This is a genomic window from Burkholderia sp. 567 (assembly GCF_040545115.1).
In the GTDB taxonomy this organism is placed as follows: Bacteria; Pseudomonadota; Gammaproteobacteria; order Burkholderiales; family Burkholderiaceae; genus Burkholderia; species Burkholderia ambifaria.
This window is the reverse complement of sequence record NZ_JBEPLG010000002.1, coordinates 742,852-759,978: the sequence shown is the minus strand read 5'-3', so window position 1 is coordinate 759,978 and position 17,127 is coordinate 742,852. Positions and strand designations below refer to the sequence as shown.

The window sequence follows — 17,127 nt, the reverse complement described above, 5'->3', positions numbered from 1 at the left end:
AGTCGCCATTCACCACGGCCACGGGATCGCGCGCCCGGCGCCACTCTCGACAGCGTGCCGATACAGGAAACGCGCAACGGTCAGGTCCTGCAGCGCGAGCCCCGTCATGTCGAACACGGTGATCTCGCTCGCCGCGCGATCGACCGACACAGCCCCGGAGAGCACGTCGCCGATTTCAGTGCGCGGCAAATCCGGCGCCCACTGACACTCGCCGATGCTGCGCGCCTGCTCGTGATCGTCCACGAAAATCCGCGCACGCTCCAATACGCGCTCGGGAAGTTCGCGCTTGCCCGCGGTATCCGCGCCCACGCAAGTCAGATGCGTGCCTGGCTGCACCGCATCCGCATCGAACAGCGGGCCGCCGCCCGGTGTCGCCGTGATGACCACGTCGCTGTCGGCCACCGCATCGTTGCGGTCTCGTGCGACGCGGATGTCGCAGCGTTCGCGAAATGCCGATTCGAACTCCGGATCGACTTCGCCGCCGACGTTCACGTACTGCACCGAGCACCGTTGCGGCAGCAGCCTGATCGCATAGTCGAGCTGGACGCGCGCCTGCACGCCGGTGCCGAACACGCAGATGCGCGTGCTGTCGCGGCGGGCGAGCGCCTGCAGCCCGAGGCCGCCTGCCGCTCCGGTCCGCGCCGTGGTGATCGCGTTGCCGTCCATGATGCAGAGTGGGCGGCCGGTGGCCGGATCGAACAGCGCGATCGTCGCCTGATGCGGTTCGCCGCCGCGGCCGCGATTGCTGGGCCAGAACCCGGCCGCCTTGAAACCGAGCAGATCCTGGCTCGCGACGTCGCCCGACTTGATTCCGAATACGCCGCCGGTATGCAGCTTCTCGCGGACGACCGGAAACACGCGTCCGGCGCGTCGGCTATGCAGCACGAAGGCCTCGCGCACCGCCGCCGTCACTTGTTCGGCTTGAAGGGCCGGTTCGACCACATCGCGGTCGAGAAGAAGGAGTTGAGCGTCTGTCGGCATGGTGGGCGAGCCTGTGGGGCGATGCGAATCGCAATGTTTATAGTTTGTATAGATATAGACAAAATGTCAATTTGGTCCGGATGAGGGAGTCGGGCGTTGGATCGCCGCACCGGCTACCGTGCTCATGATGCTCACCACCCGTAGAAGCGCGGCCACGTCTCGACCGCGCCGTCGCCGCTCAGCGCGTGGTATTCCGGATGTTGCGCACCGGTCGCGCACGCATGATTCGGCAGGATCCGCAAACGGGTACCAATCGGAAACCGCTGCGCGATGCGCGTATCGGGCGTATCGATGCGCGACACGATGCCGTGCTCCTGATTGGCCGAACTCATCACATACTCGCCGAGCACGTCGCCATCTTCGGTACACACCTGCCCGTAGCCGAAATCCCGCGCCTGCCGCTGGGTGCCGCGATCGCGGCTCATCGCCATCCAGCCCGCGTCGACGATGGCCCAGCCTTTTTCTTCCTGGTGTCCGATGACGGTGGTCAGCACCGACAGCGCGATGTCGGCCTGTGCGCACACGCCGATGTTGTGCATCACGAGGTCGAACAGCACGTAGACGCCTGCGCGGACTTCCGTCACCCCGTCGAGGTTCGTCGCGGACAGCGCGGTCGGCGTCGAACCGATGCTCACCACCGGGCAGGGCAAGCCGGCCGCCCTGAGGCGCTCGGCGGCGTGCACGGTGCGGCTGCGCTCCTGTTCGGCGATCGCGACCAGCGCGTCGCGCGTGTCGTATTCGTAACTGGAACCGGCGTGAGCGAGCACGCCGCCGAGCGCCATGCCGCCATCGACCAGCGCGCGGCCGACGTCGATCAGCAGGCCGTCGTCGGGCCGAATCCCCGAGCGGTGGCCGTCGACGTCGACCTCGATCCACACGTCGAAGCGCTCGCCGTGCTCGCTCCCGAATTCGGCGATCGCGTTCGCGGTCTCCAGGCTGTCGGCGACGATCTTCAAGTCGCAGCCCTGGCGGCGCAGCGCGAGCGCCTGACCCAGCTTGGCCGGAATCATCCCGACCGCGTAGACGATGTCGCGCACGCCGGCCGCGAAGAACTGTTCGGCTTCCTTCAGCGTCGACACCGTGATGCCCTGCGCGCCGGCCGCGATCTGCGCGTCGACGACCTGCTGGCACTTGGTGGTCTTCACGTGCGGCCGGAACTTGACGCCCAGTGCGTCGAGATGCGCCTGCATGCGCGCGATGTTGTTGCGCATGCGATCGACGTCGATCAATGCGGCGGGGGTGTTGAGGGGTGGGATGCCCATGGTGCGTTGCCTCGGTGGGTTGCCGACAGCGAACACTGTAGGGCGATCGGCCGGCCGCGTGTTTAACGCGTGCCAAATCGATCATTAAGCCGCATTTAATCGTGGAAAGCCACTCAGGCCTTGCCGCGCCATGGCGGCGGATCGAGAAATTGCTTCGCGGCATCGAGAAAAACCCGTTGCCGCGCGGAGCGGCCGGTGCGCGACGGCAGCAGCGCGGTCACCGGCGCGGGCGGCAGATGCCAGTCGGGCAGCAGCCGCACCAGCTTGCCGTTCGCGAGCAGCGGTGCGACGTCCCATTCCGAGCGCTCGACGATGCCGAGCCCGGCCAGTGCCCAGTCGGTGATGACGGTGCCGTCGTTCGATGAAAGCGCGCCCGTGATGCGGATCACCGCGGATCGCCTGGCTTCACCCTTGTTGTCGCCGGGTTGCGAGAAGTGCCAGCGCGGGACGTCCTCGTCGTTCTCGCGCAGGCACAGGCAGTCGTAGCGGGCGAGGTCGGACGGATGGTTCAGTTCGCCGATGCGACGCGCGTAACCGGGGCTCGCGCACAGGAAGCGCTCGTTGGGGGCGAGCGGATAGCCGATCCACGACGACGACTTCAGGGTGCCGACATGCACGACCACGTCGGCGCCCGACGCGCTGCCCAGCGGGCTCTCCGACAGATGCAGCGAGATCTCGAGCTTCGGATGCGCGCGCTGCACGTCGCGCGCGATCCGCGCGACGTACTTGCGTCCGAAGCCGAACGGCGCGACGACGCGCAGCGTGCCCTGCACGTCGCCGTGATCGCCGGAGATGTTGACCGGCAGCGCCTCGACGCGCTCGAGAATCTCGACGGCCTCCTGATACAGCCGCTGGCCTTCGTCGGTCAATGCGATGCCTTTCGGCTGTCGCACGGCCAGGCGTACGTCCAGCCGCGCCTCCATCCGCTGCAGGCGGATCGTGACCGCGGGCGGGGTGAGGTCGAGCAATCGAGCGGCGGATGCCAATGAGCGCGACGCGCCGATCGCGCGGACGAGTCGAAGGTCTTCGAGATCGAGCATTGCATGTCTCTTAATGCTGGCATTGCGAAGCATTAAACAACACATCGCGCGAAGACGGTAGCGTTACACCGCGTCAACCAACCTGCGGCTTCGTGCGCGTCACGCGTCCAGCCCGAAAATCAACGAACGATGCGCGCCCACGCCGGCGGCGACGCCCGATGCCGACGCGAAGGTCGCATTCGTCATCAGGCTCGACGCATCGCCGGCCGCGAACACGCCGGGAACGCTCGTCTGCTTCCACGTATCGACGCGGATCGCCACGCCGAGCGGCCCTTCGTCGAACGCACAGCCGAGCTGTTGCGCGAGATCGCTCGCCATCTCCGTACGCGCGCCGATGAAGAGCGCCTCGATCGGCACGACCTGCCCGTCGGCGAGCCGTAACGCTTCGATATGCGGTGCGTCGCCGAGGATCTCGACGACCGGCGATCGCTCGATACGCACGCCACGTGCGCCCAGCAACGCGGCTTCCTCTTCATTTGGTTCGACTACGCGTTGCGTGAACCACGTCGTCGGCCCCCAATCCGGAATCAGGATCGCCTGATGCACGGACAGCGGATGCGTGGCCAGCACACCGAGTTGCCGGCCCGACACCTCGTACCCATGGCAATACGGACAATGCAGCACGCTGACGCCCCAGCGTTGCGCAAGACCCGGCAGCGCAGGCAACGCGTCGCGGATGCCGGTCGCGAGGATCAGCCGGTCGGCGCTGGCGCGGCTGCCGTCCGCGAGCGTCACGTGAAAGCGGCCGCGCGCATCGCGCTCGGCGGAGCGCGCTTCGCTGGCGATTTGCTGCACGGTCGGATACGCCGCGAGTTGCGCGGCGGCGTCGGCGACGATCCGCGCCGGCGGCTTGCCGTCCTGCCCGAAAAAACCGTGCGCATGCTCCGCGAAACGATTGCGCGGCCGCCCGGCATCGATCACGAGCACGCGGCGTCGCGCGCGCGCCAGTTGCATCGCGGCCGACAGCCCGGCAAAGCTGCCGCCGATCACGATCACTTCATGATGGTTCTGCATGTGTTCACCCCTTTCCGGAATCCGTGCCAGCGAAGAACGTGCTTCGCTGGCGGTCAACTCATGAAACACGAGAAGTTGCATGATAGGTCGATGGTATCATTCATGCAACTTCAGGAGTTTCGAGAGTGGGAGCCGTCCGGCGATGAGAACCGATAGCCGTTTGTCGCGCATGCTGCATGCGCTGATCCACATGGACCAGGCCGACGGCCCGCTGACGTCGGAGGCGATCGCGGCGATGCTGGGCACGAATCCGGTCGTCGTGCGGCGCCTGCTCGGCGGCTTGCGCGACAGCGGCTACGTGCAGTCGGAAAAAGGCCACGGCGGCGGCTGGGCGCTCGCCGTCGCGCTCGACGACATCACGCTGCTCGATGTCTATCGTGCGGTGGGCGAGCCGCCGGTGTTTTCGGATCTGGTGTCCGAGGATGCCCCCGAATGCCTGGTCGAACAGGCGGTCAACGCGCATCTGTCGGCCACGCTGAAAGAGGCCGAGGCGGTGCTGCTCGCGCGCTTCGGCGAGGTCACGCTCGGCATGCTGTCACGCGATTTCGAAGCGAAGGCGGCGCGCCGCCGCACGCCGCGCTGATGCGCTGCAGCATCGCCGCCGGCTGCAGATAGCCGGCAGTCCGACGTAATGCGGCGCGGCGCGAAACCGCCGCACCGCCGTGTTCTGTCCCCCGACTTCTGCCCGATTCGCCCGCCACAGGGCAAAATACGGGTTTTCCGCACCCGAGAGGGCGCGTCCGAATCACGCGCCGGGCGGCGGCAGTGCGCAGTCGCACGCCGTCGCCGGGCGCCCAGGCAAGCTGCTCGCCGCGTCGCGAGCCCACAGGAGTCCAGACCCCATGCCCGAAACCAACCTGTCCTTCTTCGGCCGGCTATCGCTGGCCGTCGGCACGTTCTTCTCCGTGCTCGGCAACCGCGAGTTCGCGGCCGGCGTGCTGCGCCTGCGCGACGGCGCGCCGGCACCGGTCGCGCCGACCCCCGCCGCGGCGCCGGCACCCGCGCCCGTGAAGGCGCCGGCGCCCGAGCTGCGCGAAGCGAGCCCGCAAGCCGCACTGCAACTGCTCGGCCTGCTGCAGCGCGATGCGCGCTTCATCGACTTCGTCGAGGAAGACATCGCCGGCTACGCGGACGCCGATATCGGCGCCGCCGCACGCCTCGTGCACGACGGCTGCCGTGCCACGCTGCGCGAACACTTCACGATCGTGCCGGTGCGCGATGAAACCGAGGGCAGCCGCGTGACGCTGCCGGCCGGCTTCGACGCGACGGCCGTGCGCGTGACGGGGAACGTGGTCGGCGCGGCGCCCTTCACGGGCACGGTCAGCCATCGCGGCTGGCGCGTGGCCGATGTGCGCCTGCCGAAGCTGACGGGCAGCCACGACGCATCGGTGGTCGCACCGGCGGAGGTGGAACTGTGAGCGATCCGCGCTATTCGATCGGTATCGACCTCGGTACGACCCACTGCGGGCTGTCGTACGTCGACAGCGCCGCGAGCGACGGCGAAAAAATCACGCAGCAGGTGCTGCCGATCGCGCAGCTGACCGCGCCCGGTGCGCTGGAGTCGCGCGACCTGCTGCCGTCGTTCCTCTATCTTCCGCATGAAAGCGAGCTGACACAGGGCGACCTGACGCTGCCGTGGACGGACTCGCGCGGCTTCGCGGTCGGCGAGATGGCGCGCACCCGTGGTGCGGGCACGCCGATCCGCCTCGTGTCGAGCGCGAAGAGCTGGCTGTGCCACCCGGGTGTCGATCGCCGCGCGGCGATCCTGCCGAGCGATGCGCCGCCCGAAGTGTCGCGCGTGTCGCCGCTGGAAAGCTCGATCCGCTACCTGACGCACCTGCGCGAAGCGTGGGACCACGCGCATCCCGACGCACCGTTCGCCGACCAGGACGTGACGGTCACGATCCCCGCGTCGTTCGACCCGGCCGCGCGCGAACTGACGGCGGAAGCCGCGCGCGCCGCCGGCTACACGCGGATGACGCTGCTCGAGGAGCCGCAAGCGGCGCTCTACAGCTGGATCCAGAAGAGCGAAGGCGGCTGGCGCAAGCAGGTGCAGGTCGGCGACCTGATCCTGTGCGTGGACGTCGGCGGCGGCACGACCGACCTGTCGCTGATCGCGGTGGTCGAGCGCGACGGCAACCTGGAACTGCATCGCGTGGCGGTCGGCGAGCACATCCTGCTCGGCGGCGACAACATGGATCTCGCGCTCGCGCACGTGGTCGCGCGCAAGCTCGCGCAGCAGGGCACGCAGGCCGATCCGTGGCAACTGCGCGCGCTGACCTACGCGTGCCGCGCCGCGAAGGAAACGCTGCTGTCCGACCCGACGACCGACGCGGTGCCGCTCGTCGTGCCGAGCCGCGGCTCGAAGCTGATCGGCGGGTCGATCCGCACGGAACTGACGCGCGCGGAACTCACGCAAACCATCCTCGAAGGCTTCTTCCCGCAAGTCGATGCGGCCGCGCGGCCGGTGAGCCGCGCGCGCGTCGGCCTGACGCAGCTCGGCCTGCCGTATGCGCAGGACGCGGGCATCACGCGCCATCTCGCGGCGTTCCTCGGCCGCCAGGTCGCGGCGCTCGACGCGCTCGAAGGCGTGCAGCGCACGCTGCCGCAAGGCGCGACGTTCCTGCATCCGACCGCCGTGCTGTTCAACGGCGGCGTGTTCAAGTCGGCGCTGCTCACGCAGCGCGTGCTCGATACGCTCAACGGCTGGCTCGCCGCCGAAGGTGCGCCGGCCGCGCGCCTGCTCGAAGGCGCGGACCTCGACCTCGCGGTCGCGCGCGGCGCCGCGTACTACGGCTTCGTGAAGCGCGGCCGTGGCGTGCGCATTCGCGGCGGCACGGCGCGCGCGTACTACGTCGCGATCGAATCGGCGATGCCCGCGGTGCCGGGGCTCGAACCGCCGGTGCAGGCGCTGTGCGTCGCACCGTTCGGGATGGAGGAAGGCTCGGATGCGGCGCTGCCGCCGCAGGAGTTCGGGCTCGTCGTCGGCGAACCGGTGCAGTTCCGCTTCTTCGGGTCGTCGGTGCGCCGTCAGGACGAGGTCGGCACGCTGCTCGACTACTGGTCGGCGGAAGAGCTGCAGGAGCTCGAGGAAATCCAGGCCACGTTGCCCGCCGAAGGGCGCACGGTCGGCGAGATCGTGCCGGTGAAGCTGCATGCGCGCGTGACCGAAGCCGGCACGCTCGAGCTCGAGGCGATCCCGAGCGGGACGGACGAGCGCTGGAAGGTCGAGTTCGACGTGCGCGGCGCCGCCTGAGCGCGATGAAGCGCTATACCGTCGGCATCGACCTCGGCACGAGCAACACGGTCGTCGCATACGTCGAGGCCGGCTCCGACGCGATCCGCGTGTTCGACGTCGATCAGTTGGTCGGCCCCGGCGCGGTGGCCGCGCAGCCGCTGCTGCCGTCGGTGCGCTATCACCCGGCGGCGGGCGAACTGCCGCCGGACGCGCTGCGTCTGCCGTGGGCGGCCGCTCCGAAGGCCGGCGCGGCCGCGGCTGATGTGCCGCCGGCCGTGATCGGCCGTTATGCGCGCACGCTCGGCGCCCAGGTGCCGGGCCGGCTCGTCACCAGCGCGAAGAGCTGGCTGTCGCACGCATCGGTCGACCGGCTCGCGGCGATCCTGCCGTGGGGCGCGGCCGACGGTGTCGACAAGGTGTCGCCGGTCGACGCGAGCGCGAGCTATCTCGCGCACGTGCGTGCCGCGTGGGATGCCCGCTTTCCCGATGCGCCGCTCGCGAAGCAGGACGTCATCCTGACGGTGCCGGCCTCGTTCGACGACGGCGCACGCGCGTTGACGGTCGAGGCCGCCAGGCGCGCGAAACTGCCGGCGCTGCGCTTGCTCGAAGAACCGCAGGCCGCGTTCTACGACTGGTTGTACGGCCAGCGCGCGACGTTGCGCGACACGTTCGCCGCGGCGCGCCGCGTGCTGATCTGCGACGTCGGCGGCGGCACGACCGATCTCACGCTCGTCGATGTCGCGCCGGGCGACGACGGCGAGCCGACCTTCACGCGCGTCGGCGTCGGCAATCACCTGATGCTCGGCGGCGACAACATGGACCTCGCGCTCGCGCGCCTGGTCGAGACGCGGCTGACCGAGCCCGGCACGCGGCTGTCCGCCGCGAGCCTGTCGCAGCTCGTCGAACGCTGCCGCGCCGCGAAGGAGCGGCTGCTCGGCGACGACGCGCCGGCGTCCGTCACCGTGACGCTGCTCGGCGCGGGCAGCAAGCTCGTCGGCGGCGCGCGCTCGGCCGAGCTGACGCGGCAGGAAGTCGAGCAGGTCGTCGTCGACGGTTTCTTTCCGCAGGTCGAGGCCGGCGAGCTGCCGCGCCGTGCGCGGGCCGCGATCGTCGAATTCGGCTTGCCGTATGCGAGCGACCCGGGCGTCACGCGCCACGTCGCCGCGTTCCTGAACCGTCATGCGGAAGGGCCGCTGCCCGACACGCTGCTGCTCAACGGCGGCGTGTTCCGCGCGGGTGCACTCGCCGGCCGCCTCGCGCAGACGCTCGGCGCATGGCGCGGCGCACCGCTCGACGTGCTGCACAACGCACACCCGGACGTGGCCGTCGCGCGCGGCGCGGTGGCGTACGGCCTGGCGCGGGCCGGGCATGCGCCGCGCATCGGCGGCGGCTCGGCGCGCAGCTATTTCCTCGTGCTCGACGACGGTGAGGGTGAGAGCGACGCCGCGCCGCGCGGCGTTTGCCTGCTGCCGCGCGGTGCCGAGGAAGGCCGCGAGATCCGGCTCGAGGAGCGCACGTTCGCGCTGCAACTCGGGCAGCCGGTACGCTTCCACCTCGTGTCGACGGTGGCCGAGACCGCGTACCGGCCCGGCGATCTCGTCGAGCTGGACGGCGGCGATTTCGTGCGGCTGCCGCCGATCGCGACGGTCGTCGACCGGCAGGCCGGCGGCGACGCACGCGAAACGCCGGTGAAGCTCACCGCGTCGCTGACCGAGGTCGGCACGCTCGAAATGCACTGCATCGCGACCGACGATGCATCGCGGCGCTGGCGGCTCGAATTCCAGTTGCGCGGCGATGCGCCCGCGCAGGGCGACGGCGCCGCGCCGGCGCGCCATCCGCGTGTCGACCACGCGATCGAGCTGATCGACCGCTCGTTCGGCAGCAAGGCCGCCGGCGTCACGCCGAAGGACACGCGACGGTTGCGCGCGCAACTTGAACAGGTGCTCGGCCCGCGCGACGAGTGGGACGTCGCGCTCGCGCGCGAACTGTTCGACGCGTTGCTCGCACGGGGGCGTCGTCGGCGGCGCTCGGCCGATCACGAACGTGCATGGCTGAACCTGGCCGGCTATTGCCTGCGCCCCGGCTTCGGCCATCCGCTCGATGCATGGCGCATCGAGCAGCTGTGGCCGCTGTTCGACGACGGGATTCAGTACGTGAACGACGCGCAGGTGTGGTCGGAGTGGTGGACGCTGTGGCGGCGCGTGGCCGGCGGCCTCGACGACGATGCGCAGACCCAGGTGCGCGACGCGATCGCCTTCCTCGAACCGTCCGACGACAAGCGCCGCAAGCTGCCGTTCGACCCGGCCAAGGTCGGCCCGGCCGACATGACGCGCTTGTCCGCGTCGCTCGAACGATTGCCGGTCGAGCGCAAGGTCGAACTGGCCGAGCGATTGATCGTGCAATTGCAGAAGCCGGCCGAGCGCACGCTGTGCGCGTGGGCGCTCGGGCGGATCGGTGCGCGCCGGCCGTTCTACGGCAGCGCGCACAGTGTCGTGCCGGCCGGGATCGCGAACCGCTGGCTCGACGCGTTGTTCGCGCTGGACTGGAAGCAGGTCGAACCCGCGGCCTTCGCGGCCGCGCAAATCGCGCGGATGACGGGCGACCGCGAACGCGATTTGCCGGACGACACGCGCGAAGCGGTGATCAAGCGCCTGTCGGCCGCGAATGCATCGGCGGCGTGGATCGACATGGTGCGCGAGGCGATCGCGTTCGACGAAGCCGATACGGGGCGCGTGTTCGGCGAAACGCTGCCGGCCGGGTTGAAGCTGCTGGCCGGTTGATGCAAGAGCGCGGTGCTTCGATCCGGTTCGCCGATCGAAGCATCATCCGATCGAGTCGGGCCGTGCGTCGCGGCCCGTCTCTGTCTGTCAAGCATGCGACACGAGTTCGCGTTGCCTTTCCCCCGATTCGATTTCGTTCACGTCACGGGTTGCCGCGCGCCGCGCGAGGTGAATGCCCGCGAGCATGCAGCGCACCGAGCCGCCGGCCAGCTCGATCGTCGGCACGTCGAGCGGCAGCAGCCGCGCGGAGCGCTCGATCGTCGCGCGTTGCTCGCCGGTGAGGCAGTCGAACGCACGCCGCGACAACGCGAGCACGCGCCCGTCCTTGCCCGACAGTTCCAGCGTATTGCCCGCGAAGTTGGCGATCTGCGCGTGATCGAGCGCGATCACCGTGCGGCCCGTTTCGGTCAGACGTTGCGCGATCTCGTCGCGGCGGCGCCGATCCGCGATCAGGTCGAGGCCGACCATCGCGAATTCGGTGGCGACGCTCATCATCACGTTCGTGTGATAGATCGGCTTGCCATTCGCGTCGGCCGTGTCGAAGCAGATCGGCTCGAAGTTGAAATTCGTGCAGAAGCGCTCGAGCGCGACCGGATCGGCACGGCGCGAACGCGCGGTGTATGCGATCCGCGCGACGTGATCGAGCACCATCGCGCCCGTGCCTTCCAGGAACACGTCATCGTATTCGAGCCCCGAGTAGTCGATCACGTCCTGTACGCGGTACTCGGCCTTCAGCATCTCGATCACGTCCGCGCGCCGTTCGCGGCGACGGTTCGCGCTGTACATCGGATACAGCGCGACGTGCCCGCCCGGATGCGTCGAGAACCAGTTGTTCGGGAACACGGAGTCGGGCGTGTCGCGCTCGCCGTGGTCGTCGAACACGTGCACGCGTACGCCCGCATCGGCGAGCATCCGCGCGGCGGCCGTGACCTCGTCGCGCGCGGCGGCCGACACCAACGGCGGGCTGCCCGCGCCGTTGCCGGCCGTGCGCTGAAACGCGTTGTCGGCCGCGGTCTGCGGGTTCGGCACGAAGCGGTGCGGCCGGATCATCACGACGGCGGACGGCGCCTGGATCGATACGAGATTCATGAAAGGCGGAAGCGAAGGGCAGGAGAGCGGGCGGCGCACCGGCCGCCCGCGGAGGTCGATCAGCGCGCGAACGCGGCGACGGCTTCGGTCACGAACGCCGCGTGACCGTGGGCGACCGCGGCCGGATCGTCGATCAGCGCGAACAGGTTCTTCGGATCGACGGCCGGCGGAATCAGCGCGATCTCGACGCCCGCGTTGTGCTGCTGCGCGAGCGCGTACAAGTAGCGCAGCGCCGAGTAGTCCTCCAGCGCGAAGCCGACCGAGTCGAACACCGTGACTTCGTCCGCGCGTTCGCGGCCGCTCGTCTCGCCCTGCAGCACGCGCCACAGTTCGGTCACCGGGAAGTCGGCCGGCATCTGCTGGATCTCGCCTTCGACGCGCGACTGCGGCTCGAATTCGACGAACACGCGGCCCGCCTGCAGCACGCCGGCTTCGAGCTCGGTCTTGCCCGGGCAATCGCCGCCCACTGCGTTCAGGTGCATGCCGGGCTCGATCATGTCGGCCGTGACGATCGTCGCATAGGCCTTGTCGGCGGTGACGGTCGTCACGATGTCGGCGCCGCGCACGGCATCGGCGGTCGACGCGGCGCGCACGATGCGCAGCGCCGGATACGCGGCGAGGTTCCGCACGAGCTTGTCGGTCGCGAGCGGATCGACGTCGAATACGCGGATCTCCTCGATACCGAGCAGCGTGTGGAACGCGATCGCCTGGAATTCGCTCTGCGCGCCGTTGCCGATCAGCGCCATCGTGCGCGAGTCGGGGCGGGCGAGGGCCTGCGCGGCCAGCACCGACGTCGCGGCCGTGCGCAGCGCGGTGGTCAGCGTCAGTTCGGCGAGCAGCAGCGGGTAGCCGGTGTCGACTTCGGCGAGCGCGCCGAACGCCATCACCGTGTGCATGCCGCGCGCGGCGTTCACGGGATGGCCATTCACGTACTTGAACGCGAACAGCGACGCGTTCGCGACGGGCATCAGCTCGATCACGCCGTCGCGTGAATGGCATGCGACGCGCGGCGACTTGTCGAAGTCGGCCCAGTGCAGATAGTCGGCGCGAAGCGTGTCGACGAGCTCTCGCAGGAACGGCGTGACGCCGGTTTTGGCGATCAGTCGGGCGGTGGCGGGAACGTCGAGGAAGCGAGTCATCGGTCTGTCTCCATTGTGTTGCCGGTACGCGTGTCCGGCGTTCTGGTCGCCCGGGCGGGCGTGTCGGCCCGGGCCCCGGCTCATCAAATGCGGCGTGGCAGCGTGGGCTGCCGGTCGATGAAGTCATTATTTCCGGGAGTCGAGCTAACAAAAAGACGGCAAAAGCGGCAGATTTCTCGATAGACTTGGCAAATTGCTATGCCGATTCGGCAATTTGCTCGATTCATGTGGGTCGGAATGCGTGCTGTCCGGCGCGCTGGCGGCGCGCTCGCGTTCGTCACGTTCAACAGGAAGGTTCGTTCATGATTACGCTCGACGACGTCGACCGGCAGCTCATCGCGCTGCTGCGCGACAACGCGCGGCTGCCCGTCGTTGCCCTCGCGAAGGAACTGCGCGTCGCGCGCGCGACCGTGCAGAACCGGCTGACGCGGCTGGAGAAGAACGGCGTGATCGTCGGCTATACGGTGCGGCTCAAGCCGGCGGCCGAGCGGCACCGGATCCGCGCGCTGATGTCGATCGCGGTGCAGGGCAATCGCGGCGCGGAGGTGGTGAAGGTGCTGCGCGGGCATCCGAACGTCGCGTCGATCCACAGTACCAACGGGCGTTGGGATCTCGTGGCCGAGCTGCATGCCGATTCGCTCGAGCATTTCGATCGCGTGCTCGGCGCGATCCGGTTGATCGACGGGATCGCAAATACCGAGACGAGTATTCTGCTGTCGACGCACAAGGCTTGACGCGGGCGGGTGGCACCCGCGTCAGCCTGCGTACGGGTTCGGGTTGCCCAGGCTTCAGGCGTGGGCCGCCGGCTCCGGAAACACTGGCTCGCCCAGCGTCAACATCAACCGGTTCGCCCACGCGAAGATCGCGACCGCGTGCGACAGGTCGAGAATGTCCTCATGCGTCAGCCCTTCGGCTTCCAGCTCGGCGATATCGCTCGCGTCGACCGTATCGGGCCGTTCCGTCAGCGCGATCGCATAGCGGACGATCGCGCGTTCGCGCGCCGTCGTGCCGGCCGTCGCCGGATCGTCGAACACCTGCTCGATCGCGTCGGTGCGTTTCGCGAGCTGCGAGAAGCGCTGCGCATGCACGGATGCGCAATACACGCAGCCGTTCACGCGCGACACGGCCGTGCTGGCCAGTTCGCGCTCCGCGCGCGACAGTCCGCCGGGGCCGTACATGATCGCGTTGAATACACCCGAGCGTTGCCGCAGGATCTCGGGAAGATGGACGAGCAGCAGGTAATAGTCGGACGTCTTCGCGTGCGGGTGGCTCGCTTCGAGCACGGCAAGCTGATCGGGTGTTGCGGCGTCGAGCGCAACGGTGTCGAGCCAGGCACGCCAGCCGAGCGTGTCGGACGTGAAGCCGTGGGCGGTCGTCGTCATGCGGCCTCCTTGGCGGCACGTGCCTGAAGCGCTTGCGCGGCAACGGCGACGCGCAGCTGATACGCGACGAACGCAACGAGCTGCGACAGCGCGACGATTGCGGGTGTCGTGAGTCCGGCGGACTTCAGCGCATCGAGATCGGACGGGCGTGCATCGCCAGGGGAAAGCGTCAGCAGGCGCGCATGCGCAAGGATCGCGCCGGTGCGTCGAGGCAGTGCGTCGAACGCATCGGCGTCCGCGTGTGCGATATCGTCGAGCGTGCCGCCTGCCTCGGCCAGTCGCGCGCGATAAGTCTCGGCCAACGCCAGTGCATTCGATTTTTGTGCGACATACCGTGCCACGTGCAATCGTTCGGTTAGCGAAAGATCGGGCAGCGCGGGATCGAACAGCGCAGCCTCGCTTAGCCGAGTATGAAGCAGCACCTTTTCGCGCGCGCGGCGCAGCGCGGCGACCGCATCGCCGTCGCGCAGGCCGGCTACCGCATCGATCGTGTCCGGCGCGCCGGCCGGCGTGATGGATTCAGTCATCGTTTCAGGTTCCCTTCGTCGTCAATGTGATCGATGGACGCGCGCTCACGCATCGGCGTCGCGCCATTCGTCGCCTTGCAGTTCTGCGTTCGCGTACGCGACGAGCGCATCGTAGTGGCGATCGCGATCGGCGTCGAACAGCCGGCTCGCAATGCCGCGCGCGAGCCGCTCGGCGCCCGCGCTGATGGCCGGGATATCGCCGGACAGCTTGCCGTGGCTCAGGCTCGCCGCATGGTTGAAGCAGTGGATCCGCGTGATGGCCGCGCACGCGCCGGGCTCGCGCTCCTGGAACGCGAACGCGGGGCCGAGATCGGGCGACTCGGCGAGCTCGTCGAGCCACGCGCCCGCCTCCGGTCGATAGCGATCCTTCCAGCGCCGCACCTGCGCGCCGAACGACGCAAATTCCGCGCGGGTCGTCCAGTCCGAATGAAAGCCGGTCGCGAAGATCAGGAAGTCGACGGTGTAGCGCCCGCGCGGCGTCGTCACGTCGAGTCCGTCCGCGTGTTCGGCAAGCGTCTCGATCGGGTTGCCCGCATGGAAATGCGCATGCCCGTGACGCGACACGCGCAGCACGCTGTCGCGCGGCGGCGGCGTCTGCGACGTCAGCGCGTAATGCATGAAGCGCCATTTCGTCGCGTCGTCGAGATCGGCGTAGCCGTGCACGAGGCCCGGGCTGCCGATGCCCGTCAGCTTGTTGATGCGTGGAATGTCCGCGCGGCGGAAGAACAGGTCGACGCGTGCGGCGCCGGCTTCGAGCGCGGTGCCCGCATTGTCGAACGCGGACGCGCCCGCGCCGACCACGCCGATGCGCTTGCCCGCGAGCGCCGCGAAATCGATCGGCTCGGACGAATGGGCCCAGCGCGTGCGCGGCGCGCGCTGCGCGACGGGCGGCACGTACGGGCCGCCGAGCCCGTCGCGGCCGGTTGCGAGTACCACGTGCCGCGCGAGCAGCGTCTGCGCTTCGCCGTTGCCGCGCACATCGAGTGCGAGCAGGCCGTCGTCGCGCGGACGCAGCGCGACGAGCGTGGTGTCGTTGCGCACCTGCAGGTCGAGCACGCGCCGATACCAGCGCAGATAGTCCATCCATTGCGTGCGCGGAATCTTGTAGAGCGCGTCCCACGCGTCGCGGCCATATTGCGCTTCGAACCATGCGCGGAACGTCAGCGCAGGCAGCCCGAGTGCGGGGCCCGCGAGCTGTTTCGGCGAGCGCAGCGTGTCCATCCGCGCGAACGTGACCCACGGGCCTTCGTAGCCGGCCGGCGCGCGGTCGATCACGCACTGGTTGTCGATGCCGAGCAGGCGCAGTTCGGCGGAAGCCGCGAGCCCGGCCATGCCGCCGCCGACGATCGCGACGTCGAGCACGCGTGTGCCGTCTGCCTCTCGCGGCGGCACCCACGACGGCGCGGGCAGGTCGAGCCAGCGCAGGTCTTGCGCGAGCCGGGCTTCGAGTGCGTCGAGCGAAGTCGTCATGCGGCCTCCTTGCGCGAACGGCGGGGGCGGGTCGGGCGAGGCGCGGGCGGCGTGCGGCCGCTGCGCAGCCGATCGCCACGCAACAGCGCGTGGTGCGCGGCCGCTTCATGAAAGATCACGTCGTCGAGCAGCGCGCGCGTCGTGCGGCGCAGCGCGTCGAGCAGCGCATCGACGGCCGCCGTGCGCGTCTTGCCGGCCGGTGTCGCGACGCCGAACGCGAACGGGATGTCGACGTCGAGCGCTCGCGCGACGACGCCGTCCACCGGCAGCGCGATACCCGTCGCCGGATCGACGATGCCGATCCCGATGCCCGCGCGCGCGGCCATGACCGCATTCAGCGATGCATTGGTTTCGATGAACACGCGCGCGTCGACCCGCGCGGCCGCGAATGCCGCATCGATCCGCTGGCGCAGCCGGTGCCGGTTCGCGACCGTCACGATGCGGCGTTGCGCGAGATCGCGCAGCGCGATGCGTGGCTGCGCCGCGAGCGGGTCGCCGGCGGGCAGCACGGCGACGCACGGCGTCTGCGCGATCCAGTGCACGTCGAGCCCGGCGTGCGCCATCGGCAGCGTGACGACGCCGACATCGGCCGTGCCGGCCAGCACCTCGTGGACGACATGTTCGGCCGATTCGCTGCGCAACTGGTAGTGCGGCGCGTGCGCGTGGTCAGGCAGCGCGGCGAGCGCGGCCGGTACGAGCGTGGCCGCGAGCGAAGGTGTCGCCGCGATGCGGACGGGTTCGGCGGTTTCATCGCCGAGCGCCCGTGCGCGTGCCTCGATCGCACGCAGGCCGACCAGCGAGCGTTCGACTTCCTCGTAAAGCAGGAAGGCGCGCCGCGTCGGCGTGACGCGCGGGCCGTGCCGGTCGAACAGCGAGTAGCCGAGATCGGCTTCGAGTTCCTGGATCTGCCGCGTGACGGCCGGCTGCGAGCGGCCGAGCAGTTCGCCCGCGCCGGTTACGCTGCCGGCCGACATGACTGCGGAAAAGGCTTCGAGTTGATGCAGTTCCATGACGCGTTCCGATGATCCGATTTGCGCATTGTAGGAGCGCGAGCATGCGTGATTCATATAATGATTCTTGCTATCGACAGCGCAAAAACTTCGAAGCGCCCGATCGTCGCGATGGCCGGTGGTGCGCGCGTGAGCATCGGTAGCGACGGGTGACGTGACCGAAACGCCAATCGAATCAACGCGATGCGATGCATG

General features: G+C 69.2%; 15 protein-coding genes. 5 read left to right on the top strand and 10 right to left on the bottom strand.

Going from position 1 to position 17,127, the window contains the following annotated elements:
• Window positions 1–9: 9 nt before the first annotated feature.
• From ABIC50_RS08885 to ABIC50_RS08870, 4 genes are all read right to left on the bottom strand, one after another.
• Window positions 10–981: an ornithine cyclodeaminase family protein gene (locus ABIC50_RS08885; protein ID WP_354163216.1), complete on the bottom strand. Its 972-nt coding sequence runs from the start codon at window positions 979–981 to the stop codon at window positions 10–12.
• 131 nt (window positions 982–1,112) lie between these two features.
• Window positions 1,113–2,243 (bottom strand): DSD1 family PLP-dependent enzyme, encoded by a 1,131-nt coding sequence (locus tag ABIC50_RS08880; RefSeq protein WP_354163213.1) that lies wholly within the window; start codon window positions 2,241–2,243, stop codon window positions 1,113–1,115.
• A 113-nt stretch (window positions 2,244–2,356) separates the two neighbouring features.
• A complete protein-coding gene (locus tag ABIC50_RS08875; protein ID WP_354163211.1) occupies window positions 2,357–3,283 on the bottom strand; it encodes a LysR family transcriptional regulator in 927 nt (308 codons plus the stop codon).
• Window positions 3,284–3,382: 99 nt separating this feature from the next.
• Window positions 3,383–4,297, bottom strand: coding sequence for an NAD(P)/FAD-dependent oxidoreductase (locus tag ABIC50_RS08870; RefSeq protein WP_354163208.1), 915 nt, complete (start codon window positions 4,295–4,297; stop codon window positions 3,383–3,385).
• 142 nt (window positions 4,298–4,439) lie between these two features.
• Between ABIC50_RS08870 and ABIC50_RS08865 the strand changes: the two genes are divergently transcribed.
• The 4 genes from ABIC50_RS08865 (at window position 4,440) to ABIC50_RS08850 (ending at window position 10,315) form a co-directional block, all read left to right on the top strand.
• Window positions 4,440–4,880 (top strand): Rrf2 family transcriptional regulator, encoded by a 441-nt coding sequence (locus ABIC50_RS08865; protein WP_166726329.1) that lies wholly within the window; start codon window positions 4,440–4,442, stop codon window positions 4,878–4,880.
• Window positions 4,881–5,139: 259 nt separating this feature from the next.
• Complete coding sequence (locus ABIC50_RS08860; RefSeq protein ID WP_354163205.1) at window positions 5,140–5,715, top strand: DUF2760 domain-containing protein; 576 nt, start codon at window positions 5,140–5,142, stop codon at window positions 5,713–5,715.
• Window positions 5,712–7,553, top strand: coding sequence for an Hsp70 family protein (locus ABIC50_RS08855; RefSeq protein WP_354163202.1), 1,842 nt, complete (start codon window positions 5,712–5,714; stop codon window positions 7,551–7,553). Before ABIC50_RS08860 ends, ABIC50_RS08855 begins: the two co-directional genes overlap by 4 nt.
• 5 nt (window positions 7,554–7,558) lie before the next feature.
• Window positions 7,559–10,315 (top strand): Hsp70 family protein, encoded by a 2,757-nt coding sequence (locus tag ABIC50_RS08850; RefSeq protein WP_354163199.1) that lies wholly within the window; start codon window positions 7,559–7,561, stop codon window positions 10,313–10,315.
• Window positions 10,316–10,402: 87 nt separating this feature from the next.
• Here the strand turns inward: ABIC50_RS08850 and ctlX are convergent, their stop codons facing one another.
• Both ctlX and ocd read right to left on the bottom strand, forming a co-directional pair.
• Entirely contained in the window at window positions 10,403–11,404 is a 1,002-nt protein-coding gene (ctlX, locus tag ABIC50_RS08845; RefSeq protein WP_354163196.1) for a citrulline utilization hydrolase CtlX, read from the bottom strand.
• Window positions 11,405–11,463: 59 nt separating this feature from the next.
• On the bottom strand, window positions 11,464–12,543 hold the full coding sequence (ocd, locus tag ABIC50_RS08840) for an ornithine cyclodeaminase (RefSeq protein WP_354163193.1): 1,080 nt from the start codon (window positions 12,541–12,543) through the stop codon (window positions 11,464–11,466).
• Between the two features lie 302 nt (window positions 12,544–12,845).
• Here ocd and ABIC50_RS08835 point away from each other — a divergent pair, with 302 nt between their 5' ends.
• Window positions 12,846–13,277: an Lrp/AsnC family transcriptional regulator gene (locus tag ABIC50_RS08835; protein WP_006479718.1), complete on the top strand. Its 432-nt coding sequence runs from the start codon at window positions 12,846–12,848 to the stop codon at window positions 13,275–13,277.
• Window positions 13,278–13,331: 54 nt separating this feature from the next.
• On the opposite strand, the gene ABIC50_RS08830 is transcribed toward ABIC50_RS08835, so the two are convergent.
• Genes ABIC50_RS08830 through ABIC50_RS08815 form a run of 4 tightly spaced genes read right to left on the bottom strand, consistent with a single transcriptional unit; the run spans window position 13,332 to window position 16,932 of the window.
• On the bottom strand, window positions 13,332–13,925 hold the full coding sequence (locus ABIC50_RS08830) for a peroxidase-related enzyme (protein ID WP_354163191.1): 594 nt from the start codon (window positions 13,923–13,925) through the stop codon (window positions 13,332–13,334).
• Window positions 13,922–14,452, bottom strand: a complete 531-nt coding sequence (locus tag ABIC50_RS08825; protein ID WP_354163188.1) for a CMD domain-containing protein — start codon at window positions 14,450–14,452, stop codon at window positions 13,922–13,924. The genes ABIC50_RS08830 and ABIC50_RS08825 overlap by 4 nt, the downstream gene beginning before the upstream one ends.
• A 45-nt stretch (window positions 14,453–14,497) precedes the next feature.
• A complete protein-coding gene (locus ABIC50_RS08820; protein WP_105831619.1) occupies window positions 14,498–15,922 on the bottom strand; it encodes an NAD(P)-binding domain-containing protein in 1,425 nt (474 codons plus the stop codon).
• A complete protein-coding gene (locus tag ABIC50_RS08815) occupies window positions 15,919–16,932 on the bottom strand; it encodes a LysR substrate-binding domain-containing protein (RefSeq protein ID WP_354163185.1) in 1,014 nt (337 codons plus the stop codon). Before ABIC50_RS08815 ends, ABIC50_RS08820 begins: the two co-directional genes overlap by 4 nt.
• Between the last annotated feature and the right edge of the window lie 195 nt (window positions 16,933–17,127).